At 66.5% G+C, this 20,339-nt stretch carries 20 protein-coding genes and 1 pseudogene; 13 read left to right on the top strand and 8 right to left on the bottom strand.

Going from position 1 to position 20,339, the window contains the following annotated elements:
* Window positions 1-5: 5 nt before the first annotated feature.
* Together O6P39_RS04270 and O6P39_RS04265 are read left to right on the top strand one after the other, a co-directional pair.
* Window positions 6-1,289 (top strand): sigma-54 dependent transcriptional regulator, encoded by a 1,284-nt coding sequence (locus O6P39_RS04270; protein WP_275611883.1) that lies wholly within the window; start codon window positions 6-8, stop codon window positions 1,287-1,289.
* Window positions 1,290-1,479: 190 nt separating this feature from the next.
* On the top strand, window positions 1,480-1,929 hold the full coding sequence (locus O6P39_RS04265) for a hypothetical protein (protein WP_275610182.1): 450 nt from the start codon (window positions 1,480-1,482) through the stop codon (window positions 1,927-1,929).
* A gap of 373 nt (window positions 1,930-2,302) precedes the next feature.
* On the opposite strand, the gene O6P39_RS04260 is transcribed toward O6P39_RS04265, so the two are convergent.
* Entirely contained in the window at window positions 2,303-3,271 is a 969-nt protein-coding gene (locus tag O6P39_RS04260; protein ID WP_275610181.1) for an AraC family transcriptional regulator, read from the bottom strand.
* Between the two features lie 169 nt (window positions 3,272-3,440).
* Between O6P39_RS04260 and O6P39_RS04255 the strand changes: the two genes are divergently transcribed.
* Together O6P39_RS04255 and O6P39_RS04250 are read left to right on the top strand one after the other, a co-directional pair.
* Window positions 3,441-4,334, top strand: a complete 894-nt coding sequence (locus tag O6P39_RS04255) for an NAD(P)H-binding protein (protein WP_275610180.1) — start codon at window positions 3,441-3,443, stop codon at window positions 4,332-4,334.
* A 116-nt stretch (window positions 4,335-4,450) separates the two neighbouring features.
* Window positions 4,451-4,693 (top strand): hypothetical protein, encoded by a 243-nt coding sequence (locus O6P39_RS04250; protein WP_275610179.1) that lies wholly within the window; start codon window positions 4,451-4,453, stop codon window positions 4,691-4,693.
* 6 nt (window positions 4,694-4,699) lie between these two features.
* On the opposite strand, the gene O6P39_RS04245 is transcribed toward O6P39_RS04250, so the two are convergent.
* The gene (locus O6P39_RS04245; protein WP_275611882.1) at window positions 4,700-5,365 is read right to left on the bottom strand and encodes a class I SAM-dependent methyltransferase; all 666 of its coding nucleotides are present in this window, start codon (window positions 5,363-5,365) and stop codon (window positions 4,700-4,702) included.
* Between the two features lie 176 nt (window positions 5,366-5,541).
* Here O6P39_RS04245 and O6P39_RS04240 point away from each other — a divergent pair, with 176 nt between their 5' ends.
* The 5 genes from O6P39_RS04240 to prpF all read left to right on the top strand — a co-directional run bounded on the left by O6P39_RS04240 (window position 5,542) and on the right by prpF (window position 12,511).
* The gene (locus O6P39_RS04240; protein WP_275610178.1) at window positions 5,542-6,264 is read left to right on the top strand and encodes a GntR family transcriptional regulator; all 723 of its coding nucleotides are present in this window, start codon (window positions 5,542-5,544) and stop codon (window positions 6,262-6,264) included.
* Window positions 6,261-7,148, top strand: coding sequence for a methylisocitrate lyase (gene prpB, locus O6P39_RS04235; protein WP_275610177.1), 888 nt, complete (start codon window positions 6,261-6,263; stop codon window positions 7,146-7,148). Before O6P39_RS04240 ends, prpB begins: the two co-directional genes overlap by 4 nt.
* Before the next feature lie 215 nt (window positions 7,149-7,363).
* Entirely contained in the window at window positions 7,364-8,524 is a 1,161-nt protein-coding gene (prpC, locus tag O6P39_RS04230; RefSeq protein ID WP_275610176.1) for a 2-methylcitrate synthase, read from the top strand.
* Window positions 8,524-11,133 carry a Fe/S-dependent 2-methylisocitrate dehydratase AcnD gene (acnD, locus tag O6P39_RS04225; protein WP_275610175.1) on the top strand — a complete coding sequence of 870 codons (2,610 nt, stop codon included), beginning with the start codon at window positions 8,524-8,526 and terminating at the stop codon, window positions 11,131-11,133. Before prpC ends, acnD begins: the two co-directional genes overlap by 1 nt.
* Window positions 11,134-11,323: 190 nt before the next feature.
* Entirely contained in the window at window positions 11,324-12,511 is a 1,188-nt protein-coding gene (gene prpF / locus O6P39_RS04220) for a 2-methylaconitate cis-trans isomerase PrpF (RefSeq protein WP_275610174.1), read from the top strand.
* A gap of 245 nt (window positions 12,512-12,756) precedes the next feature.
* Here prpF and O6P39_RS04215 read toward each other — a convergent pair whose 3' ends face one another.
* Genes O6P39_RS04215 through O6P39_RS04205 form a run of 3 tightly spaced genes read right to left on the bottom strand, consistent with a single transcriptional unit; the run spans window position 12,757 to window position 14,442 of the window.
* Entirely contained in the window at window positions 12,757-13,347 is a 591-nt protein-coding gene (locus O6P39_RS04215) for an LON peptidase substrate-binding domain-containing protein (RefSeq protein WP_275610173.1), read from the bottom strand.
* A gap of 19 nt (window positions 13,348-13,366) precedes the next feature.
* Window positions 13,367-14,080, bottom strand: coding sequence for an LrgB family protein (locus O6P39_RS04210; protein ID WP_275610172.1), 714 nt, complete (start codon window positions 14,078-14,080; stop codon window positions 13,367-13,369).
* Complete coding sequence (locus O6P39_RS04205) at window positions 14,080-14,442, bottom strand: CidA/LrgA family protein (protein ID WP_275610171.1); 363 nt, start codon at window positions 14,440-14,442, stop codon at window positions 14,080-14,082. Before O6P39_RS04205 ends, O6P39_RS04210 begins: the two co-directional genes overlap by 1 nt.
* Before the next feature lie 182 nt (window positions 14,443-14,624).
* Here O6P39_RS04205 and O6P39_RS04200 point away from each other — a divergent pair, with 182 nt between their 5' ends.
* The 4 genes and pseudogenes from O6P39_RS04200 (at window position 14,625) to O6P39_RS04185 (ending at window position 17,859) form a co-directional block, all read left to right on the top strand.
* Complete coding sequence (locus O6P39_RS04200; protein WP_243805255.1) at window positions 14,625-15,080, top strand: MaoC family dehydratase; 456 nt, start codon at window positions 14,625-14,627, stop codon at window positions 15,078-15,080.
* 79 nt (window positions 15,081-15,159) lie between these two features.
* Window positions 15,160-15,282 (top strand): annotated as a pseudogene (locus tag O6P39_RS04195) (TM2 domain-containing protein); the annotation flags it as partial.
* A 175-nt stretch (window positions 15,283-15,457) separates the two neighbouring features.
* Window positions 15,458-17,176: a C13 family peptidase gene (locus O6P39_RS04190; RefSeq protein WP_275610170.1), complete on the top strand. Its 1,719-nt coding sequence runs from the start codon at window positions 15,458-15,460 to the stop codon at window positions 17,174-17,176.
* A 41-nt stretch (window positions 17,177-17,217) separates the two neighbouring features.
* Entirely contained in the window at window positions 17,218-17,859 is a 642-nt protein-coding gene (locus O6P39_RS04185; RefSeq protein ID WP_275610169.1) for an oxidoreductase, read from the top strand.
* A gap of 168 nt (window positions 17,860-18,027) precedes the next feature.
* On the opposite strand, the gene O6P39_RS04180 is transcribed toward O6P39_RS04185, so the two are convergent.
* The 3 genes from O6P39_RS04180 to mpl are packed head-to-tail and all read right to left on the bottom strand — an operon-like array spanning window position 18,028 to window position 20,290.
* Window positions 18,028-18,315 (bottom strand): YceK/YidQ family lipoprotein, encoded by a 288-nt coding sequence (locus O6P39_RS04180; RefSeq protein WP_275611881.1) that lies wholly within the window; start codon window positions 18,313-18,315, stop codon window positions 18,028-18,030.
* Entirely contained in the window at window positions 18,305-18,934 is a 630-nt protein-coding gene (gene ubiX / locus O6P39_RS04175; RefSeq protein WP_017521701.1) for a flavin prenyltransferase UbiX, read from the bottom strand. The genes O6P39_RS04180 and ubiX overlap by 11 nt, the downstream gene beginning before the upstream one ends.
* Window positions 18,935-18,937: 3 nt before the next feature.
* Window positions 18,938-20,290 (bottom strand): UDP-N-acetylmuramate:L-alanyl-gamma-D-glutamyl-meso-diaminopimelate ligase, encoded by a 1,353-nt coding sequence (gene mpl, locus O6P39_RS04170; RefSeq protein ID WP_275610168.1) that lies wholly within the window; start codon window positions 20,288-20,290, stop codon window positions 18,938-18,940.
* Between the last annotated feature and the right edge of the window lie 49 nt (window positions 20,291-20,339).

Here is a 20,339-nt window from a genome sequence, read left to right as displayed (position 1 = left end):
ACGTACTGCTCGGCTGCCAGCAGGCGCTGGCCCTGGAAGACATCGACAGCGACGGCGTGGGCAGCGCCGAGGAAGCGCTGAAGAAGATCGGCGCCGACTTCCCCGGCATCGTCGTCAGCGACATCCGCATGCCCGGCATGGGCGGGCTGCAGTTGCTGGAGAAGCTCAAGGCGCTGGACCCCAGCCTGCCGGTGGTGCTGATCACCGGCCACGGCGACATCGCCATGGCGGTGAAGGCCATGCGTGACGGCGCCTATGACTTCATGGAGAAACCCTTCTCCCCCGAACGTCTGGTCGACACCGCGCGCCGGGCGCTGGCCCAGCGCGCGCTGACCCGCGAGGTCAGCCAGCTGCGCCGCCAGTTGGCCGGCCGCCAGGCCCTGGAAAGCCGGCTGATCGGCCGCTCGCCGGCCATGCAGGCGCTGCGCGAGCTGATCACCAACGTCGCCGACACCTCGGCCAATGTGCTCATCGAAGGCGAGACCGGCACCGGCAAGGAACTGGTCGCCCGCTGCCTGCACGACTACAGCCGGCGCCAGGCCAAGCCCTTCGTCGCGCTCAACTGCGGCGGCCTGCCGGAAAGCCTGATCGACAGCGAAATCTTCGGCCACGAAGCCCACGCCTTCACCGGCGCCGGCAAGCGCCGCATCGGCAAGATCGAGCACGCCGACGGCGGCAGCCTGTTCCTCGACGAAATAGAGAGCATGCCGCTGAACCTGCAGATCAAGCTGCTGCGCGTGCTGCAGGAGCAGCAGCTGGAACGCCTGGGCTCCAACGAGCTGATCCGGGTGGATTGCCGGGTGATCGCCGCCACCAAGTCCGACCTCGCTGCCATGGGCCGCGACGGCAGCTTCCGCAGCGACCTCTACTACCGCCTCAACGTGGTTACCCTCAACCTGCCGCCGCTGCGCGAACGCCGCGAAGACATCCTGATGCTCTTCGAACACTTCCTGCAGCAGTCCTCGCTGCGCTTCGACCGCCCGGCGCCGGTCATCGACAACGCCACCGCCGCCACCCTGATGGCCCACGACTGGCCCGGCAACGTGCGCGAACTGCGCAACGTCGCCGAACGCTTCGCCCTCGGCCTGCCGGTGCTGGCCGGCGGCAACCTCGGTCCGGACGCCGGCGAGCCGCGCTTCGCCGAAGCCGTGGAGGCCTTCGAGAAGAGCCTGCTGTCCACCGCCCTGGAGCGCCACGCCGGCAACCTCAGCCAGGCCGCGCACGCCCTGGGCATGGCCAAGACCACGCTGTTCGACAAGGTGAAGAAGTACGGCCTGAAGGGCGAGTGAACGCAAATTCTTTTGGTAGGAGCGAGCTTGCTCGCGAACCTGCCTGAAGCCGTGGTATCCACCTGAAAGCGTTCGCGAGCAAGCTCGCTCCTACAAAGGTAATGCCACGCGGCGGCGCGCCCCATTGATCTGCCGGGAACTGTCCCCGACACTATCGCCCTTTCCACCGGCCGCACGAGCGGGAGCCCCCATGTCCACCCAAGCCGAAATCCTCTGGAACCAGCTCTGCGCCGATGCCGGCGTCGACCCGCAGCAGCGCATGGCCGCACGCCGCGCCATCCTCGCCAGCGCCGACGCGCTGGATGCCGACGTCTACCGCCCGGACGACAACGATCCGGACGCCGAAGAGCTGGACATGGGCACTGCCAAGGTGCTCTTCCTCGGCCCCTTCGAAGCCCCCGCCGAGTGGGACGCCGCCGAACGCGAAGACTTCTACGACGACGCCGACCCGGCGCTGTTCTTCAACGCACGCCTCGAATCCGAAGCCGAGCCGGGCACGCCGGGCTTCTTCGTTCCGGAAGTCGGCGACTTCCTGGCGGTAATGGACGCCGGCAAGATCCAGATGTACTTCCTGCACGACTGGAGCGAAGACAACGACGGCTGCACCTGCGTGCTGATCCGCGACGATATTCAGCTCTGACGCCGGCGCCGTTGCAGGAGCAACTGCCTTCTTCCGGGGAGTCCGTGCCGATGCATCCCCCTCACCCCAGCCCTCTCCCTCAGGGAGAGGGGGCAGTCCGAGCCGACTGACACGAAGGTTTCATCCTGCACCGAACGGTTCCCTCTCCCGTTGGGAGAGGGTTAGGGTGAGGGCCGTCCGGAGTGCAGATGTATGTCGTAGGAGCGGACCTTGTCCGCGAAGTCCCGCCGCCGCTCTCTCACGGAAGGCTGAATGCCGTAGAGCAATCTCGCGCAACGCCAACGCGTGTCCCCGCCAGAACGAATTCCGCCGCGATGGATTTCGCGGACGAGGTCCGCTCCTACGAATCAACGCCGACGCGAGCGGCAGGCTCTTATGCACTGCGCCGCACGCTCCCCGGCGATACCCCGATACAACGCTTGAACGCCCGGCTGAACGCCGCCTCGGACTGGTAACCGAGGCGCTCGGCCAGCTCCGCCACGGCAATCTCCCGCTCCTGCAGCCAGCCCAGCGCCACGTGCATGCGCCAGCGGGTGACGTAGTGCATGGCCGGCATCCCGACCTTCTCGGCGAAGCGCGCGGCGAACGCCGAGCGCGACATCGCCGCCGCCCCGGCCAACGCCGCCAGGCTCCAGGCCCGCGCCGGCTCGCGGTGGATCAGACTGAGTGCGCGGCCCAGCTGGCGGTCCTGCAGGGCACCGAGCCAACCGGTCTGCGCCGCCGGGTCCTGCTCGATCCAGGCGCGGATGGCCTGGATCACCAGGATATCGGCCAGGCGGGTGATCACCGTTTCCCCGCCCGGACGCATCGCCCGTGCCTCGTTCTCCATCAGCCGCAAAGTGCTCAGCAGCCAGTCGCGCTGTCCGGGATCGCTGATCCGCGCCTCCAGCACAGGCGGCAGCAAACGCACCAGTTGCAGCGCCGCGGGATGGTCGAAACGCACCGCGCCACAGATCATCGCCGTCGGCTCGCCGCCCCCGCCTTGGCGCAGCACCTCGTAGCGATCACTGGCATAGGCGCGCGGCAGGTCGAACAGCCCCGCCGCCGCTTCACCCGGTGCGCTGACCAATCGATGTCCCTCGCCATGGGGCGCCAGCACCAGGTCGCCGGGCACCAGACGGCGCGGCTCGGCGCCGTCGGCCTCCAGCCAGCACTTGCCCACCGTCAGCACATGGAACATCAGGCACTGCGGCATGGCCGGCAGGTCCAGCCCCCAGGGCGCGGTGAATTCCGAGCGACAGTAGAAGGTGCCGCTCATGCGCAGGAAGTGTAGGGCCTCGCCCAGGGGATCGACGGAGGCCCAGGGGGCGGTGGCGTCAGGAAGGGTTTCAGGCTGGCTCATGGATTCGAGACTGGCCCTCGTCCCGTGGATCGTCCAGCACATTTGGACGAATGAGCATGAAGCGGCGACCTCCAGGCATTAACCGTCCAGCCCTCCAGCGAGAGACTGAACCCAGGCCAACGAACCCACGGCGGGCGCCGCGGGACAGGCCCTCCACGAGGACATCGCCATGATCACCGTAATGGGCGCCACCGGTCGCACCGGTTCGAGAATCTGCCAGACCCTGCTCAACGCCGGCGTGCCGGTCCGCGCCCTCGGCCGCAGCGCCGAACGCCTCGCCCCGCTGGCCGCCGCCGGCGCGCAGATTGCGGTTGGCGAGCCGGACGATGCCGACTTCCTCGGCCAGGCCTTCCAGGGCGCCGAGGCGGTCTACACCCTCCTGGCCTATGGCCCGGACACCGAAGACTACCGCCAGCAACAGGCCACCCAGGGCGAGGCCATCCTGCAGGCCATCCGCCGCAGCGGCGTGCGCCGCGTGGTGTTTCTCAGCAGCGTCGGGGCGGACGTACCGTCCGGCAGCGGGCCGATCATCAGCATGCATGACCAGGAGCAGCGCCTGCACACGCTGCCGCCAGAGGTGAGCGTACTGATGCTGCGTTCCGGCGCACTGTTCGAGAACCTCTATGGCGCGCTGGAAGTGGTCCGCGCCTACGACTGCTACAGCGACGCGGTGGCGCCGGACGTGCCCGTGCCGATGGTCGCCACCGCCGACGTGGCCGCCGCCGCCAGCCACGCCCTGCTCGAAGGCGACTGGCAAGGCGTGGTGACCCGCGAAGTGCTCGGCCAGCGGGACATCAGCTACGCCGAGGCCACCCGCCTGCTCGGCGCCGCCATCGGCAAACCGCAGCTGCCTTATATCCAGGTATCGCCAGAGGAACTGGCCGGGGTCCTGCAACAGGCCGGCTTCTCCGCCAGCGTGGCAGGCTGCTACGCGGAGCTGGCCGAAGCGATCAACAACGGGCGGGTACGGGCACGGGAGCAACGTTCGCCGGCCAACACCACGGCGACTCCGTTCGAGGCCTTCGCCAGGGACTGGGCAGCGGCTTATGCCGCGTCGCTGTAGGGCGCACGGCCTGGAGAAAATAATTTTCTACAAATTTATCGGGGCCCCCTGAGGAATTTGGCGCAGGTCCGGTGTCTCAGGGTAGGCACGCTACTTTTCCCACCGGACCATCCGCCATGCATGACGATCCCGAAAGCCTCTGGGTCGAAGTGGAGACCTGGTCTCCCTACCGCCCGCAACGCATTCTTCGTGGCCGCATCAGCCGGGAAGACTTCCTCGCCCTGTACCAGGGCCATGCGCCCGCCATGGTACGCCTGGACGACTGCCAGAGCCGCGAGGCGCCCAGCGGCGCCGTACAGGACCTGTTCCTCGCCAGTTCGCACATCCTCAGCGTCACTCCGCTGCACCGCGCCGCCTGAGTTCGCTCAGTCAGCCATGCCGCGGTAGACGTAGGTCATCGGCCGGGGGCCCGGCAGGTAGTCCTGGACCAGCTCGCGCAGCGTGAAGCCGCCGGCCTGGATCAACGCCGGCATGTCGCGGTCGAGGTGACAGCCACCGGCCAGTGGCTTCCACACCGGTGTCAGTCGGTGCTGCCAGGCGCGCACGCTGGCGTCCGGGGCCAGGCCGTGCTCACAGAAGAGGAACTCGCCACCCGGCTTGAGCACCCGGCGCATTTCCTTCAGCGCCGCCACGGCATCGGGAATGCTGCACAAGGTAAAGGTGCAGACGATGCTGTCGAAGCTCGCGGTGTCGGCACGGATCTCGCCCAGCTCCAGCGCCACCATCTCCACCGGAATGCCAATGCGCCCGACGCGCTCGCGGGCGAGCTTCTGCATCTGCGCCGCGGGGTCGACCCCGACGATTGTCGACACTTTCGCCGGATCGTAAAACGACAGGTTCAGCCCGGTGCCCATGCCGATCTCCAGTACCCGGCCATGGGCGCGGGGCACCAGCAGCGAGCGCTGCTTCATCACATCGCCCAGGCCGCAGGCGAAATCGATCAGCCGGGGCAGCACATAGCGGTCGTAGAGTTGCATGCACGCGATCTCCGTTTTTCCCCCGATCCTAGCGGGCCTGAGCGGCGCCGGCACAGCGGCTGACGAGGGGATATCCGCCATTTTCGCGGACAGCATCGCCGCCGGACCTGTCCACACGGGTATAAACCCAGGGGCCTGTTAGACGATTGTCGACACTTCATCAAATCTTCATTGACCAAGGCGCATTGGAGAGGTAGCTTTCGCCGCACATCAAGAAGATTGTCGACACCATGAACGATAGCCTGACTCTGCCAAGCCTGGTTTCGGACGACAGCGAGACCCTCTCGGAACACGTGTTCCGCAAGATCCAGTCCGCCATCGTCAAAGGCGAGATCGCCCCCGGCAGCAAGATTTCCGAGCCGGAGCTGGCGCGCACCTACGGCATCAGCCGGGGCCCGCTGCGCGAGGCAATCCACCGCCTGGAAGGCCAGAAGCTGCTGGTGCGCGTACCGCACGTCGGCGCGCGGGTGGTGTCGCTGAGCCACGAGGAGCTGCTGGAACTCTACGAGATCCGCGAATCCCTCGAAGGCATGGCCTGCCGCCTGGCCGCCGAGCGCATGAGCCAGGAAGAGATCGACGAGCTGCGCCGGGTGCTCGACACCCACGAGCGTGACGAGGCCTTCCAGGCCGGGCGCGGCTACTACCAGCAGGAAGGCGACTACGACTTCCACTACCGGATCATCCAGGGCAGCGGCAACCGCACCCTCACCCGCATGCTCTGCGGCGAGCTGTACCAGCTGGTGCGCATGTACCGCCTGCAGTTCTCGGCGACGCCCAACCGGCCGCGCCAGGCTTTCGCCGAGCACCACCGGATTCTCGATGCCATCGCCGATCGTGACGGCGAACTGGCCGAGTTGCTGATGCGCCGTCACATCGGCGCCTCGAAACGCAATGTGGAGCGTCACTACCTGGACGCCCAAGCCAAGACAGCCAACGTACGAGGTGAACAATGAGCTACAAGACCGCCGGCCAACGTTTCCGTGACGCCCTTGCCGAAGAAAAGCCGCTGCAGGTGATCGGCGCGATCAACGCCAACCACGCGCTGCTGGCCAAGCGCGCCGGCTTCAAGGCCATCTACCTCTCCGGTGGCGGTGTGGCGGCGGGTTCCCTCGGCCTGCCGGACCTGGGCATCAACACCCTGGATGACGTGCTCACCGACGTGCGTCGCATCACCGACGTCTGCGACCTGCCGCTGCTGGTGGACATCGACACCGGCTTCGGCCCCAGCGCCTTCAACATCGAGCGCACCGTGAAGAGCCTCATCAAGGCCGGTGCCGCCGCCGCCCACATCGAAGACCAGGTCGGCGCCAAGCGTTGCGGCCACCGTCCGGGCAAGGAAATCGTCTCCGTCGAGGAAATGGCTGACCGCGTGAAAGCCGCCGCCGATGCCAAGACCGACCCGAACTTCTTCCTGATCGCCCGTACCGACGCCATCCAGGCCGAAGGGGTGGACGCCGCCATCGAACGCTGCCAGCGTTATGTCGAAGCCGGCGCCGATGCCATCTTCGCCGAGGCCGCCTACGACCTGCCGACCTACAAGCGCTTCGTCGATGCGCTGAACGTGCCGATCCTGGCCAACATCACCGAGTTCGGCGCCACCCCGCTGTTCACCCGCGACGAGCTGGCCTCGGTCGGCGTGGCCATCCAGCTCTACCCGCTGTCGGCCTTCCGCGCCGCCAACAAGGCCGCCGAAGCCGTGTACACCGCAATCCGCCAGGAAGGCCACCAGCAGAACGTGATCGAGCTGATGCAGACCCGTGCCGAGCTGTACGACCGCATCGGCTACCACGCCTTCGAGCAGAAGCTCGACGCGCTGTTCGCTGCTGGCAAGAAGTGATTTCCGTTCGTTCAGGCCAGGCCTGGACGAATCGTAGGGTGCATAACGCCCCAGGCGTTATCCACCATCGGCTGTAACGGCGGATAACGCTTCGCGTTATTCGCCCTACGCCACGGCGAAGCCCGAGCGGCTTTCGCCAACCAGATTCGAACCGACCGTACGGCCTGTGCCGGCGGAACAAGAACAAGCAACCGGATTTGATGAGGAGACACGCGATGAGCGCTACCGCAGAAACCACCACCGCCTTCAAACCCAAGAAGTCCGTGGCCCTGAGTGGCACCGCCGCTGGCAACACTGCCCTGTGCACCGTCGGCCGCACCGGCAACGACCTGCACTACCGTGGCTATGACGTCCTGGATTTCGCCAACCGCTGCGAATTCGAGGAAATCGCCCACCTGCTGGTCCACGGCAAGCTGCCCAACGCCGCCGAACTGGCCGGCTACAAGGCCAAGCTGAAAGCCCTGCGCGGCCTGCCGGCCGGCGTCAAGGCCGCCCTGGAAACCCTGCCGCCGTCCGCCCACCCGATGGACGTGATGCGCACCGCCGTGTCCGTGCTCGGCTGCCTGTCGCCGGAGAAGGACGACCATAACCATCCGGGCGCCCGCGACATCGCCGACAAGCTGATGGCCTCCCTGGGTTCCGCCCTGCTCTACTGGTACCACTTCAGCCACAACGGCAAGCGCATCGACGTCGAGACCGACGACGACTCCATCGGCGGCCACTTCCTGCACCTGCTGCACGGGCAGAAGCCGCGCGAGTCCTGGGTGCGCGCCATGCACACCTCGCTGAACCTGTACGCCGAGCACGAGTTCAACGCCTCCACCTTCACCTCCCGCGTGATCGCCGGTACCGGCTCGGACATGTACTCCTGCATCGCCGGCGCCATCGGTGCGCTGCGCGGCCCGAAACACGGCGGCGCCAACGAAGTGGCCTTTGAGATCCAGAAGCGCTACGACAACCCGAACGAAGCCGAGGCCGACATCCGTGCCCGCGTCGAGCGCAAGGAAGTGGTGATCGGCTTCGGCCACCCGGTCTACACCGTATCCGACCCGCGCAACAAGGTGATCAAGGAAGTCGCTCACCAGCTGTCCGTCGAGCAGTCCAACACCAAGATGTATGACATCGCCGAGCGCCTGGAAAGCGTGATGTGGGAAATCAAGAAGATGTTCCCCAACCTCGACTGGTTCAGCGCCGTCAGCTACCACATGATGGGCGTGCCCACCGCCATGTTCACCCCGCTGTTCGTGATCGCCCGTACCGCCGGCTGGTCCGCCCACGTCATCGAGCAGCGCATCGACGGCAAGATCATCCGCCCGAGCGCCAACTACGTTGGCCCGGAAGATCTGCAGTTCGTGCCGCTCAAGGACCGCAAATGATGAACACTCAATTCCGCAAACGCCTGCCCGGCACCGCGCTGGATTATTTCGACGCCCGCGAGGCGGTCGATGCCATCCAGGCCGGCGCCTGGGACAAACTGCCCTATACCTCCCGCGTGCTGGCCGAGCAGCTGGTGCGCCGCTGCGAGCCCGCCGACCTGACCGCTTCGCTGGAGCAGCTGGTCTACCGCAAGCGCGACCTGGACTTCCCCTGGTACCCGGCGCGCGTGGTCTGCCACGACATCCTCGGCCAGACCGCGCTGGTCGACCTCGCCGGCCTGCGTGACGCCATCGCCGAACAGGGTGGCGACCCGTCCAAGGTCAACCCGGTGGTGCCGACCCAGCTGATCGTCGACCACTCGCTGGCCGTGGAAGCCGCGGGCTTCGACCCGGACGCGTTCGAGAAGAACCGCGCCATCGAGGACCGCCGCAACGAGGATCGCTTCCACTTCATCGACTGGACCAAGACCGCGTTCAAGAACGTCGACGTGATCCCGGCCGGCAACGGCATCATGCACCAGATCAACCTGGAGAAAATGAGCCCGGTGATCCAGGCGCGTGGCGGCGTGGCCTTCCCCGACACCTGCGTCGGCACCGACTCGCACACCCCGCACGTGGACGCCCTGGGCGTGATCGCCATCGGCGTCGGCGGCCTCGAAGCCGAGACCGTGATGCTGGGCCACCCGTCGATGATGCGCCTGCCCGACATCGTCGGCGTCAAGCTGACCGGCAAGCGCAAGCCGGGCATCACCGCCACCGACATCGTCCTGGCCCTGACCGAGTTCCTGCGCAAGGAACGCGTGGTCGGCGCCTACGTCGAGTTCTTCGGCGAGGGAGCGGACAGCCTGACCATCGGCGACCGCGCGACCATCTCCAACATGTGCCCGGAATACGGCGCCACCGCCTCGATGTTCTACATCGACGGCCAGACCATCGACTACCTCAAGCTCACCGGCCGCGAGCCCGAGCAGGTAGCGCTGGTGGAGAACTACGCCAAGACCCTCGGCCTGTGGAGCACCGCGCTGGAAACCGCCGAGTACGAGCGCGTGCTGGAGTTCGACCTGGGCAGCGTCGTGCGCAACATGGCCGGCCCGTCCAACCCGCACCGCCGCCTGCCGACCTCGGCACTGGCCGAGCGCGGCATCGCCGACGAAGCCAAGCTGGCAGCCGGCAAGAGTGAAGAAGCCCAGGGCCTGATGCCCGACGGCGCGGTGATCATCGCCGCCATCACCAGCTGCACCAACACTTCCAACCCGCGCAACGTCATCGCCGCCGGCCTGGTGGCGAAGAAGGCCAACGCGCTGGGCCTGATCCGCAAGCCGTGGGTGAAGACTTCCTTCGCGCCGGGTTCGAAGGTCGCCAAGCTGTACCTGGAAGAAGCCGGCCTGCTGCCGGAGCTGGAGAAGCTCGGCTTCGGCATCGTCGCCTATGCCTGCACCACCTGTAACGGCATGTCCGGCGCGCTGGATCCGGCGATCCAGAAAGAGATCATCGACCGCGACCTGTACGCCACCGCCGTGCTTTCGGGCAACCGTAACTTCGACGGCCGCATCCACCCCTACGCCAAGCAGGCCTTCCTCGCCTCGCCGCCGCTGGTGGTCGCCTACGCCATCGCCGGTACCGTGCGCTTCGACATCGAGCAGGACCCGCTGGGCACCGACAAGAATGGCAACCCGGTCACCCTGAAGGACCTCTGGCCGTCCGACGAAGAGATCGACGCCATCGTCGCCTCCAGCGTGAAGCCCGAGCAGTTCAAGCAGATCTACATCCCGATGTTCGATCTGGGCAGCGTGCAGGAAGCGGAAAGCCCGTTGTACGACTGGCGCCCGATGTCCACCTACATCCGCCGTCCGCCGTACTGGGAAGGCGCACTCGCGGGCGAGCGCACGCTCAAGGGCATGCGTCCGCTGGCGATCCTCCCGGACAACATCACCACCGATCACCTGTCGCCGTCCAACGCCATCCTGGCGGACTCGGCCGCCGGTGAGTACCTGGCGAAAATGGGCCTGCCGGAGGAGGACTTCAACTCCTACGCCACCCACCGCGGCGACCACCTGACCGCCCAGCGCGCCACCTTCGCCAACCCGCAGCTGGTCAACGAAATGGCCGTGGTGAACGGTGAGGTGAAGAAGGGTTCGCTGGCCCGCGTCGAGCCGGAAGGCAAGGTCATGCGCATGTGGGAAGCCATCGAAACCTACATGAACCGCAAGCAGAACCTGATCATCGTGGCCGGCGCCGACTACGGCCAGGGCTCGTCCCGCGACTGGGCGGCCAAGGGCGTTCGCCTGGCGGGCGTGGAAGTGATCGTGGCCGAAGGCTTCGAGCGCATCCACCGCACCAACCTGGTGGGCATGGGCGTGCTGCCGGTGGAGTTCAAGCCGGGCACCACCCGCCTAACCCTGGGCCTGGACGGCACCGAGACCTACGACATCAAGGGCGACGTCTCGCCGCGTTGCGACCTGACCCTGGTCATCCATCGCAAGAATGGTGAAGTCGTCGAAGTTCCGGTCACCTGCCGCCTCGACACCGCTGCCGAAGTGAAGGTGTACAAGGCCGGTGGCGTGTTGCAGCGCTTCGCCAAGGACTTCCTCGAGTCGTCCGTGGCGTGATGTAACGGCTCCGGCCTGCCGAGTGCGGGCCGGGTTGAAAGCCCCTCTCCCCCGCCCTCTCCCTGAAGGGAAAGGGAGCTGTCCGTGCCGGCTGATGCCATGGTTTCAACCTGCACCCAACGGTCCCCTCTCCCTTCAGGGAGAGGGTTAGGGAGAGGGCAGCCCCATCGAACAATCAGGGACCCGACCCATGCCCCACGTACCCCAAGTGAAGATCCCCGCCACCTACATCCGTGGCGGCACCAGCAAGGGCGTGTTCTTCCGCCTGCAGGACCTGCCCGAGCGCTGCCAGGTGCCCGGCGCGGCGCGCGACAAGCTGTTCATGCGCGTGATCGGCAGCCCCGATCCGTACAGCGCGCACATCGACGGCATGGGCGGCGCGACCTCCAGCACCAGCAAGTGCGTGATCCTGTCCAAGAGCAGCCAGCCGGATCACGACGTCGACTACCTCTACGGCCAGATTTCCATCGACAAGGCCTTCGTCGACTGGAGCGGCAACTGCGGCAACCTCTCCACCGCCGCCGGTTCCTTCGCCATCCACGCCGGCCTGGTCGACCCGTCGCGCATTCCGGACAACGGCACCTGCGTGGTGCGCATCTGGCAGGCCAACATCCAGAAGTCCATCATCGCCCACGTGCCCGTGACCAATGGCCAGGTGCAGGAAACCGGCGACTTCGAACTGGACGGCGTGACCTTCCCCGCCGCAGAGATCGTGCTGGAATTCCTCGACCCGTCCGACGACGGTGAAGACGGCGGCGCCATGTTCCCCACCGGCAACCTGGTGGACGACCTGGAAGTCCCCGGCATCGGCACCTTCAAGGCGACCATGATCACCGCTGGCATCCCGACCATCTTCGTCAACGCCGAGGAGATCGGCTACAAGGGCACCGAGCTGCGCGAAGCGATCAATGGCGACCCCGAGCAGCTGGCGCGCTTCGAGAAGATCCGTATCGCCGGCGCACTGCGCATGGGCCTGATCAAGACCCCGGAAGAGGCCGCGACCCGCCAGCACACGCCGAAGATCGCCTTCGTCTCCCCGCCCAAGGACTACCTGTCCTCCAGCGGCAAGCAGGTGAAGGCCGGCGACGTCGACCTGCTGGTGCGCGCGCTGTCCATGGGCAAGCTGCACCACGCCATGATGGGCACCGCCGCCGTCGCCATCGGCACCGCCGCCGCCATTCCCGGCACCCTGGTGAACCTCGCCGCCGGTGGTGGCGAACGTACTGCGGTGCGCTTCGGCCACCCCTCCGGCACCCTGCGCGTAGGCGCCGAGGCCAAGCAGGTGGACGGCGAGTGGACCGTGACCAAGGCCATCATGAGCCGCAGCTCGCGCATCCTCATGGAAGGCTGGGTGCGGGTGCCGGGGGATTCGTTCTGATCGCAGGCTCTACCGTTGAAAGCACAAGGCCCGCATTCGCGGGCCTTGTCGTTTCCGGTGAGGATGGTGCCCGGGCTTTCCCTCACCCCAACCCTCTCCCAGAGGGAGAGGGGGCCGTTCGGAGCAGGCGAAAAATGCGTCGTTCCCTGGAGACCCGATCTATCAAGCGCGGACTCCCTCTCCCCTTGGGAGAGGGCCGGGGTGAGGGCCAACCAGCGCGCCGATGTATCCCTGTAGGAGCCCCATCAGGCAACAAAATCGCCCTGCAACTGCTCCAGCAAAACCTGAATCCGCGCCAGGCGCACGGTCGGGTCGTCCATCTCCAGCAGCACCTGCTTCTGGTCGCGCTCGAAGGGCAACAGGTAGGCGAGCTGACAGGCCAATTCCTGTTGACCGTTGACCTCCCCGCCCATCTCCAGCGCGGAAACCATGGGGTGCATGGACAGCGCCTCCAGCAGCGCAGCCAGGTCGTCGTGCTCCTTGGTCAGCGGCTGGTCGGGCTGTTCGTCCAGCCACTCCACCTCGGCCACGGTCAGTTGATCCGGCTGCACATTGGCGGAAAGCACGCGGAAACGCCGGCCACCTTCGACGCGAATACCCAGCAGCCCATTGGGTCGCTGTTGCCAGTCGCGGATACGCGCTTCGCAACCAACCAGGCTATAGCGCTCCGGCGCATCACCGACCTCCTCGCCCTCGACGATGGCCACCACCCCGAAACCGGCGTCCTGCTTCATGCAGCGGCCGATCATGTCCAGGTAGCGCGCCTCGAAGATCTGCAGGTCGAGACGGCAACCGGGGAACAGCACGGTATTGAGGGGGAAGAGCGGAAAACTCATGGGTACTCCATTGGGCAATTCAGGCAATCAGCGCTACCGCCAACGGTAGCAGCACTGCAGTGGCCACGCCCATCAGGCTCATCGCCAGGGCGGCGAAGGCGCCGCATTCCTCGCCCTCCTGCAGCGCGCGGGAGGTGCCCACGGCGTGGGCGGTCATGCCCAGCGCCATGCCCTGCGCGGCCGGATGATGCACGCCGACGCGACGCAGCAGTTCCGGACCGAGGATGGCACCGAGCACGCCGGTGATCAGCACGAACACCGCCGCCAGCGCCGCCACGCCGCCGATCTGGCTGGCCACCAGCATGGCGATGGGCGAGGTCACCGACTTGGGCGCCAGGCTCATCAGCAGTTCGTGGTCGACGCCGAACAGCCAGCCCAGGCCGATGCCCAGTCCGGTGGCGAACAGCCCTGCCACCACCAGGGTGATCAGGGTCGGCCAGAACAGCTGGCGGATGCGCTTGAGGTTGAGGAACAGCGGCACCGCCAGGGCCACGGTGGCGGGGCCGAGAAGAATGGTGAGCACCTTGGCGCTGGTGCTGTATTCGGCGTAGTCGATGCCGCAGGCCAGCAGCACGCCGATGACGATCAGCATCGACACCAGCACCGGTTGCAGGAACACCCAGCGCGTACGCTCGTAGGCGGCCAGTGCCAGCTGGTAGGCACCCAGGGTGACGCCGACGCAGAACAGCGGATGGTGAATGACGGCGTTCACCGCACCTTGCCAGTCGAACATCAGGCGTTCTCCTTCTGCTTGCGCTGGCGGTCGATGAGCTTCTGCATCAGCCAGCCGGCGAACACGAAGGACACCAGCAGCGACAGCGCAAGCGCCCCGACGATGGCCCAGAAGTCCGCGGCGATCTGCTTGGCGTAAGCCATCACCCCGACCGCCGCCGGCACCAGCAGCAGCGGCAGATAGCGCAGCAGCGAGCCGGCCGCCTCGTTCACCGGCGCACTCACTTCCCCGCTCCACACCAGGTACAGGAAGAGCAGCACCAGCCCAATGATGGGGCCGGGAATCATGTGCAGGATGAGAGCATTCAGACCCGTGCCGAGCAGTTGGAACAGCACCAGCCAGGTCAGGCCACGTAACAGCATGGGGACATCTCCAGCGCAAGGAGGCGCCATTATGCCCAGCCGGGCGCCGCTATGGCACGGCATTCGCCCAAAGCATGAATGTCCGGCCGGCTTGACCGCACCCGGTACCCATGCTGATCTACGGGCTGCTTTACGCTCTGCTGGACGCACTAGAAGAAAAAAACGCACTCCCCGGAGGAAACATGGCATTCGTACCCGTAAGCGCACTGAAGGACTACATCGGCAAGGACCTGGGCCACTCGCAATGGATCACCATCGATCAGGAGCGTATCAACCAGTTCGCTGAGTGCACCGAGGACCACCAGTTCATCCACGTCGACCCGGAAAAGGCGAAGAAGACCCCGTTCGGCGGCACCATCGCCCACGGCTTCCTCTCGCTGTCGCTGATCCCCAAGCTCTGCGAAGGCCTGCTGGTGCTGCCGGAGAACCCCAAGATGGTGGTCAACTACGGCCTGGACAGCGTTCGATTCATCCAGCCCGTGCCGGTCAATTCCCGCGTGCGCCTGCAAGTGACCATCAGCGACATCACCGAGAAGAACCCCGGCCAGTGGCTGATCAAGGCCCGCTGTACCCTGGAAATCGACGGCCAGGCCAAACCCGCCTACATCGCCGAATCCCTGAGCCTGTGCTTCGTCTGAAATATTTCCTGACGGTAATGGACTAGAATGTCGGCGGTCGCCAGTCAGGGCGGCCCCGGCCATTCACAAGGACAGTCCCATGACCGAAAAACGCATTCTCCCCGCCTTCCTGCTGTGCTTCTTCCTCGGCACCTTCGGCGCCCATCGCTTCTATGTGGGCAAGATCGGCACCGGTATCCTGCAGATCCTCACCCTGGGCGGCCTGGGTATCTGGACGCTGGTCGACTTCATCATGATCATCGTCGGCGCCTTCAAGGACAAAGAGGGCAACAAGCTAACCCAGTGGACCTGATCGGGACTCGCTGAAAAAAGCCCGCGCCCGCGGGCTTTTTTGCGTCCACACTGAAGGCGCGTCCCTCCTCCGATTCGAGATTCCCATGCCTCGCCACCTCCTGCCCCTCGGCCTCGCCCTGCTCCTTGCTGCCTGCGGCGAAGGCGAGCCCCTGACACCGCCCGACGGCCGCCTGCCCGATGGTGCGCGCTACCGTGGCGAACTGGTGCACGGCCAGTTACAGGGAAAAGGCCGCCTGGATTACCCCAACGGCGCCTGGTACGACGGCGAATTCGACAAGGGCCTGCAGAACGGTCAGGGCAAGTGGCGCGGCGGTGACGGCTCGACCTACGTCGGCGCCTTTCGCGAGGGGCTGTTCGAGGGTCGGGGGCATCTGCAGTTCGCCGACGGCAGCACCTATGACGGCCAGTTCAAGCAAGGCGAGTTCGACGGCGAAGGTCGTCTGACCCAGGGCCAGACCCGCTACAGCGGCGGCTTCCGCAAGGGCCGCTACGAAGGCGCGGGCACCCTCGAACTGCCCGACGGCACCCGTCACCAGGGCTGGTTCGCAGGCGGCGAAGCCAATGGCGAAGGCGCGCGCGTGGACAGCCTCGGCAACCAGTACACCGGACAATTCAAGAACGGCACGCTCAACGGCAAGGGCACCTTCCGCGACGATGCCGGCGACCACTACAGCGGCGAGTTCCGCAACGATCAGTTCGACGGCAAGGGACGCTTCCAGAACCTCGCCGGCGACGTCTGGCTCGGCAACTTCAAGGAAGGTTCGCTGGACGGCACGGGCGAGTTCATCGGCAGCGACGGCAGCCGCTACCAGGGCGAGTTCCGCCAGTGGCGCTTCGACGGCAAGGGCACCCTCAGCCAGGCTGACGGACAGGTCTACCGCGGCGGCTTCGCCCGTGGCGAATACTCCGGCGACGGCACCCTCACCCGCAGCGACGGCAGCGTTCAGCGCGGCAGCTGGAGCCGCGGCCAGCGCACACGCGACGAGCACGGCGCACTACTGCCCAACGCGCTGGAAATCGGCCTGCTGGAACAGGGCCCGCTGCTGCAGAAGGCGCTGACGGCCATCCCGCCGTCCACGCCAGCCATCGAGCTCTACGGCCTGAGTCTGGGCGGCGACGGCAAGCAGAGCGTCTTCCTGCGCGAGGCCGACTATGTCGCCAACCTGCTGGGCAAGCGCTTCGGCGCCCAGGGTGTGGTGACGCTGGTGAACCACCGCGACCATCTCACCGACCGGCCGATGGCCACCCGCGAAAGCCTGGCCCGCACCCTGCGTATGCTGGCCGAACGTAGCGGGCCCGAAGACATGATCTTCCTCTACCTGACCAGCCACGGCTCCCAGGACCACCAACTGGTGCTCGACATGCCGGGCCTGAAGCTCGACGACCTGCCGGCCAGCGAACTGGCCACCCTGCTTGCGCCGTTGAAGGACCGCTACAAGGTGCTGGTGATATCGGCCTGCTACAGCGGCGGCTTCATCCCCGCGCTCAAGGACGACAAGACCCTGATCATGACCGCCGCCCGCAGCGACCGGGTATCCTTCGGCTGCTCCGAAGAGGCCGACTTCACCTACTTCGGTGACGCGCTGTTCGCCAAGGCCTTCCAACAGACGGACGACCTCAAGGAAGCCTTCGCGCAGGCCAGCGACACGGTCGCCCGGCGCGAGAAGGAGGAACAGTTCGAACCATCCGAGCCGCAACTTTGGGCGCCAGCGGCGGTTCTAAACCATTGGAAGGCCCTGCGTGCCCAGCAGCGCCATATGCCACTCGATGCCAAGAGCGTCGCCGTACAAGCAAAACAGTAGGCCGGCAACTAAGCTTGTCAGTGTGTCAGGGAGAAACACAGATGTACTCAACACCGACGAATATCCTGCTTGCCGGAGCAACCGGCCTCACGGGTGAACACCTGCTCGACCGGATGCTCAACGAACCCACCGTGAAGCGCGTGCTGGCCCCCACCCGACGGAAGCTGGCCGAACACCCGCGCCTGGAAAACCCCATCGGCCCGCTGGCCGAGCTGATCCCGGACCTGACCCGGCCGGTGGACACCGTGTTCTGCTGCCTGGGCACCACGATCAAGGAGGCCGGCTCCGAAGAGGCCTTCCGCAACATCGATTTCGACCTGCCCCTGGCGCTGGGCGCCCGTGGCCTCGAGCTGGGCGCGCGGCACTATGTGGTAATCAGCGCGCTGGGCGCCGACAGCAAGTCGTCGATCTTCTACAGCCGGGTCAAGGGCGAGCTGGAAGACGCCCTGCGCCAGCAAGGCTGGCCGCAGCTGACCATCGCCCGCCCCTCCCTGCTGCTGGGCCAGCGCGAAGAGGTACGCCTGGCCGAACTACTCGCCGCCCCCTTCGCCCGCATCCTGCCGGGCAAGCTGCACGGCATCGAAGCCTGCGCCCTGGCCCGCGCGCTCTGGCGCCTGGCGCTGGAAACCGGCAAGGGCACCCGCGTCGTCGAATCGGACGAACTGCGCAGGCTGGGCAAGTAACTCCCGCCATCGCCTATCCGCTCCAACGTAGGGCGTACAACCGTTCGCGGTTGTACGCCGATAAGCCGTTACTGATCATCGACGCCGGGGTGACACTCGGAGTGCCCTGAAATCAAGGTCAAACGGCGTATAACGTCGAACGTTATACGCCCTACCTCCCTGCGGCCGTCAGTTCCCGCCGCGCACCTGCAGGCCGACACCCAGTTCCGCGGCGATGGAGAACGGCAGCAACAGCGTATCCAGCAGCGCACTGCCCGGCAGGTCCAGCGCGGGATAGGCCGGAGCCTCGACGCCGAAGCGGTCCATCGGGCAGCAGCCGCCATTGAGCGAATACCAGTCCAGCCGGGTGCCGGCATAGATCAGCGGCGCGTCGGGCTTGGCGGCGTTGAGGGTCTTCACGGTGGCGCAACCGCCCAGTTGCAGCAGCAACAGGGCGGCGAGGAGCTTATTCGTCACTGACAAGATGGTGTTCGCCCCAGCGCGGCAACATGTCCTGGGGGATGCCCAGTTGATTGAGGATGCGCGCGACGACGAAGTCGATCAGGTCGTCCACCGTCTGCGGCTGGTGGTAGAAGCCCGGTGCCGCGGGCAGGATCACCGCGCCCATGTTCGAAAGCTTGAGCATGTTCTCCAGGTGAATGCTGGAGAACGGCGCCTCGCGCGGCACCAGGATCAGCTGGCGGCGCTCCTTCAGCGCCACGTCGGCGGCGCGTTCGATCAGGTTGTTGCAGGCACCTGTGGCGATGGCCGAGAGCGTCCCCGTCGAGCAGGGCACCACCACCATCGCGCTCGGCGCGCCGGAGCCGGAGGCCACCGGGGCCATCCAGTCTTCCTTGCCGTACACGCGGATCTGCCCGGGAGCGGCGCCGGTGTATTCGCTGAGGAAAGCCTGCATCGCCTGCGGCTTGCTCGGCAGGGTCACGTCGGTCTCGGTGGCCACCACCAGTTGTGCGGCCTTGGAGATCAGGAAGTGCACCTCGCGGTCCTCCTGCACCAGGCAGTCGAGCAGGCGCAGGCCGTACTGGGCGCCCGAGGCGCCGGTCATGGCGAGGGTGACGCGTTCGGCTCCGGCCATGGATCAGCCCTCCAGCGCCTGGGCGAGCTTGCCATGCAGGCCGCCGAAACCGCCGTTGCTCATGATCACCACCTGGGTGCCTGGCGTGGCGATGGCTTTCACGCCCGCGATGATGGCGTCCAGCGAGTCGCACACCTGGGTCGGCACGGTGGAGCTGGCGACGGTGGAGGCCAGGTCCCAGCCGAGGTTCGGCGGGGCGTACCAGAACACGCTGTCGGCCTGCACCACGGACTCCGGCAGGCCGTCGCGGTGGGCGCCGAGCTTCATGGAGTTGGAGCGCGGCTCGACCACGGCGATCACCGGCGCATCGCCGACGCGCTTGCGCAGACCGTCGAGGGTGGTGGCGATGGCGGTCGGATGGTGGGCAAAGTCGTCATAGATGGTCACGCCGTTGACTTCGGCAACCTTCTCCATGCGCCGCTTGACGCTCTTGAAGGCCGACAGCGCGGCGCAACCCAGCTCCGGCACCACGCCGACATGGCGGGCCGCCGCAAGGCACGCCAGGGCGTTGGCGACGTTGTGCTGGCCGGTCAGCTCCCAGTCCACGGTGCCCTGCACCTGGCCGTCGAACAGCACCTCGAAGTGCGAGCCGTCTTCGCTGAGCAGGCGCGCCTGCCACTGGCCGCCTTCACCGGTGGTCTGAACCGGAGTCCAGCAGCCCATGTCGATCACGCGCTTGAGCGCGGTTTCGGAGGTGGGATGGATGATCAGACCTTCGCCGGGGATGGTCCGCACCAGGTGGTGGAACTGGCGCTCGATGGCGACGAGGTCGGGGAAGATGTCCGCGTGGTCGAATTCCAGGTTGTTCAGGATCGCCGTGCGCGGGTGGTAGTGGACAAACTTGGAGCGCTTGTCGAAGAAGGCGCTGTCGTACTCGTCGGCCTCGACCACGAAGAACGGCGTGCCGCCCAGGCGCGCGGAGACACCGAAGTTCTGCGGCACGCCGCCGATCAGGAAGCCCGGGCTCATCCCGGCGTGCTCCAGCACCCAGGCCAACATGCTGCTGGTGGTGGTCTTGCCGTGGGTGCCGGCGGCGGCCAGTACCCAGCGGCCTTGCAGCACGTGGTCGGCCAGCCACTGGGGGCCGGAAACATAGGGCAGGCCCTTGTTCAGGACGTATTCCACAGCGGGGTTGCCGCGCGACAGGGCGTTGCCGACCACCACCAGGTCCGGAGCCGGATCGAGGTGCGCCGGGTCATAGCCCTGCATCAGCTCGATGCCCTGGGCTTCGAGCTGGGTGCTCATCGGCGGGTAGACGTTGGCGTCGGAACCGGTCACGCGATGGCCAAGCTCCTTGGCCAGGACGGCCAGCGACCCCATGAAGGTGCCGCAGATGCCGAGGATGTGGATATGCATGCAGACTCCTGCAATCAAGCCTTTCCAGGCGCTTCGAATGGGCGGCAGA

Origin of the sequence: Pseudomonas sp. PSE14, from assembly GCF_029203285.1 — a bacterium.
Taxonomy (GTDB): domain Bacteria; phylum Pseudomonadota; class Gammaproteobacteria; order Pseudomonadales; family Pseudomonadaceae; genus Pseudomonas.
The sequence above is the reverse complement of the archived record's forward strand: the minus strand, read 5'-3'. Positions and strand labels throughout refer to the sequence as shown.

What these genes read in the sequence shown, in the direction of transcription:
- O6P39_RS04265 (WP_275610182.1), top strand. Translation starts at nt 1,480, where the DNA reads ATGTCCACCCAAGCCGAAATCCTCTGGAACCAGCTCTGCGCCGATGCC.
- O6P39_RS04260 (WP_275610181.1), bottom strand. Translation starts at nt 3,271, where the DNA reads ATGAGCCAGCCTGAAACCCTTCCTGACGCCACCGCCCCCTGGGCCTCC.
- O6P39_RS04255 (WP_275610180.1), top strand. Translation starts at nt 3,441, where the DNA reads ATGATCACCGTAATGGGCGCCACCGGTCGCACCGGTTCGAGAATCTGC.
- O6P39_RS04250 (WP_275610179.1), top strand. Translation starts at nt 4,451, where the DNA reads ATGCATGACGATCCCGAAAGCCTCTGGGTCGAAGTGGAGACCTGGTCT.
- O6P39_RS04240 (WP_275610178.1), top strand. Translation starts at nt 5,542, where the DNA reads ATGAACGATAGCCTGACTCTGCCAAGCCTGGTTTCGGACGACAGCGAG.
- prpB (WP_275610177.1), top strand. Translation starts at nt 6,261, where the DNA reads ATGAGCTACAAGACCGCCGGCCAACGTTTCCGTGACGCCCTTGCCGAA.
- prpC (WP_275610176.1), top strand. Translation starts at nt 7,364, where the DNA reads ATGAGCGCTACCGCAGAAACCACCACCGCCTTCAAACCCAAGAAGTCC.
- acnD (WP_275610175.1), top strand. Translation starts at nt 8,524, where the DNA reads ATGAACACTCAATTCCGCAAACGCCTGCCCGGCACCGCGCTGGATTAT.
- prpF (WP_275610174.1), top strand. Translation starts at nt 11,324, where the DNA reads ATGCCCCACGTACCCCAAGTGAAGATCCCCGCCACCTACATCCGTGGC.
- O6P39_RS04215 (WP_275610173.1), bottom strand. Translation starts at nt 13,347, where the DNA reads ATGAGTTTTCCGCTCTTCCCCCTCAATACCGTGCTGTTCCCCGGTTGC.
- O6P39_RS04210 (WP_275610172.1), bottom strand. Translation starts at nt 14,080, where the DNA reads ATGTTCGACTGGCAAGGTGCGGTGAACGCCGTCATTCACCATCCGCTG.
- O6P39_RS04205 (WP_275610171.1), bottom strand. Translation starts at nt 14,442, where the DNA reads ATGCTGTTACGTGGCCTGACCTGGCTGGTGCTGTTCCAACTGCTCGGC.
- O6P39_RS04200 (WP_243805255.1), top strand. Translation starts at nt 14,625, where the DNA reads ATGGCATTCGTACCCGTAAGCGCACTGAAGGACTACATCGGCAAGGAC.
- O6P39_RS04190 (WP_275610170.1), top strand. Translation starts at nt 15,458, where the DNA reads ATGCCTCGCCACCTCCTGCCCCTCGGCCTCGCCCTGCTCCTTGCTGCC.
- O6P39_RS04185 (WP_275610169.1), top strand. Translation starts at nt 17,218, where the DNA reads ATGTACTCAACACCGACGAATATCCTGCTTGCCGGAGCAACCGGCCTC.
- ubiX (WP_017521701.1), bottom strand. Translation starts at nt 18,934, where the DNA reads ATGGCCGGAGCCGAACGCGTCACCCTCGCCATGACCGGCGCCTCGGGC.
- mpl (WP_275610168.1), bottom strand. Translation starts at nt 20,290, where the DNA reads ATGCATATCCACATCCTCGGCATCTGCGGCACCTTCATGGGGTCGCTG.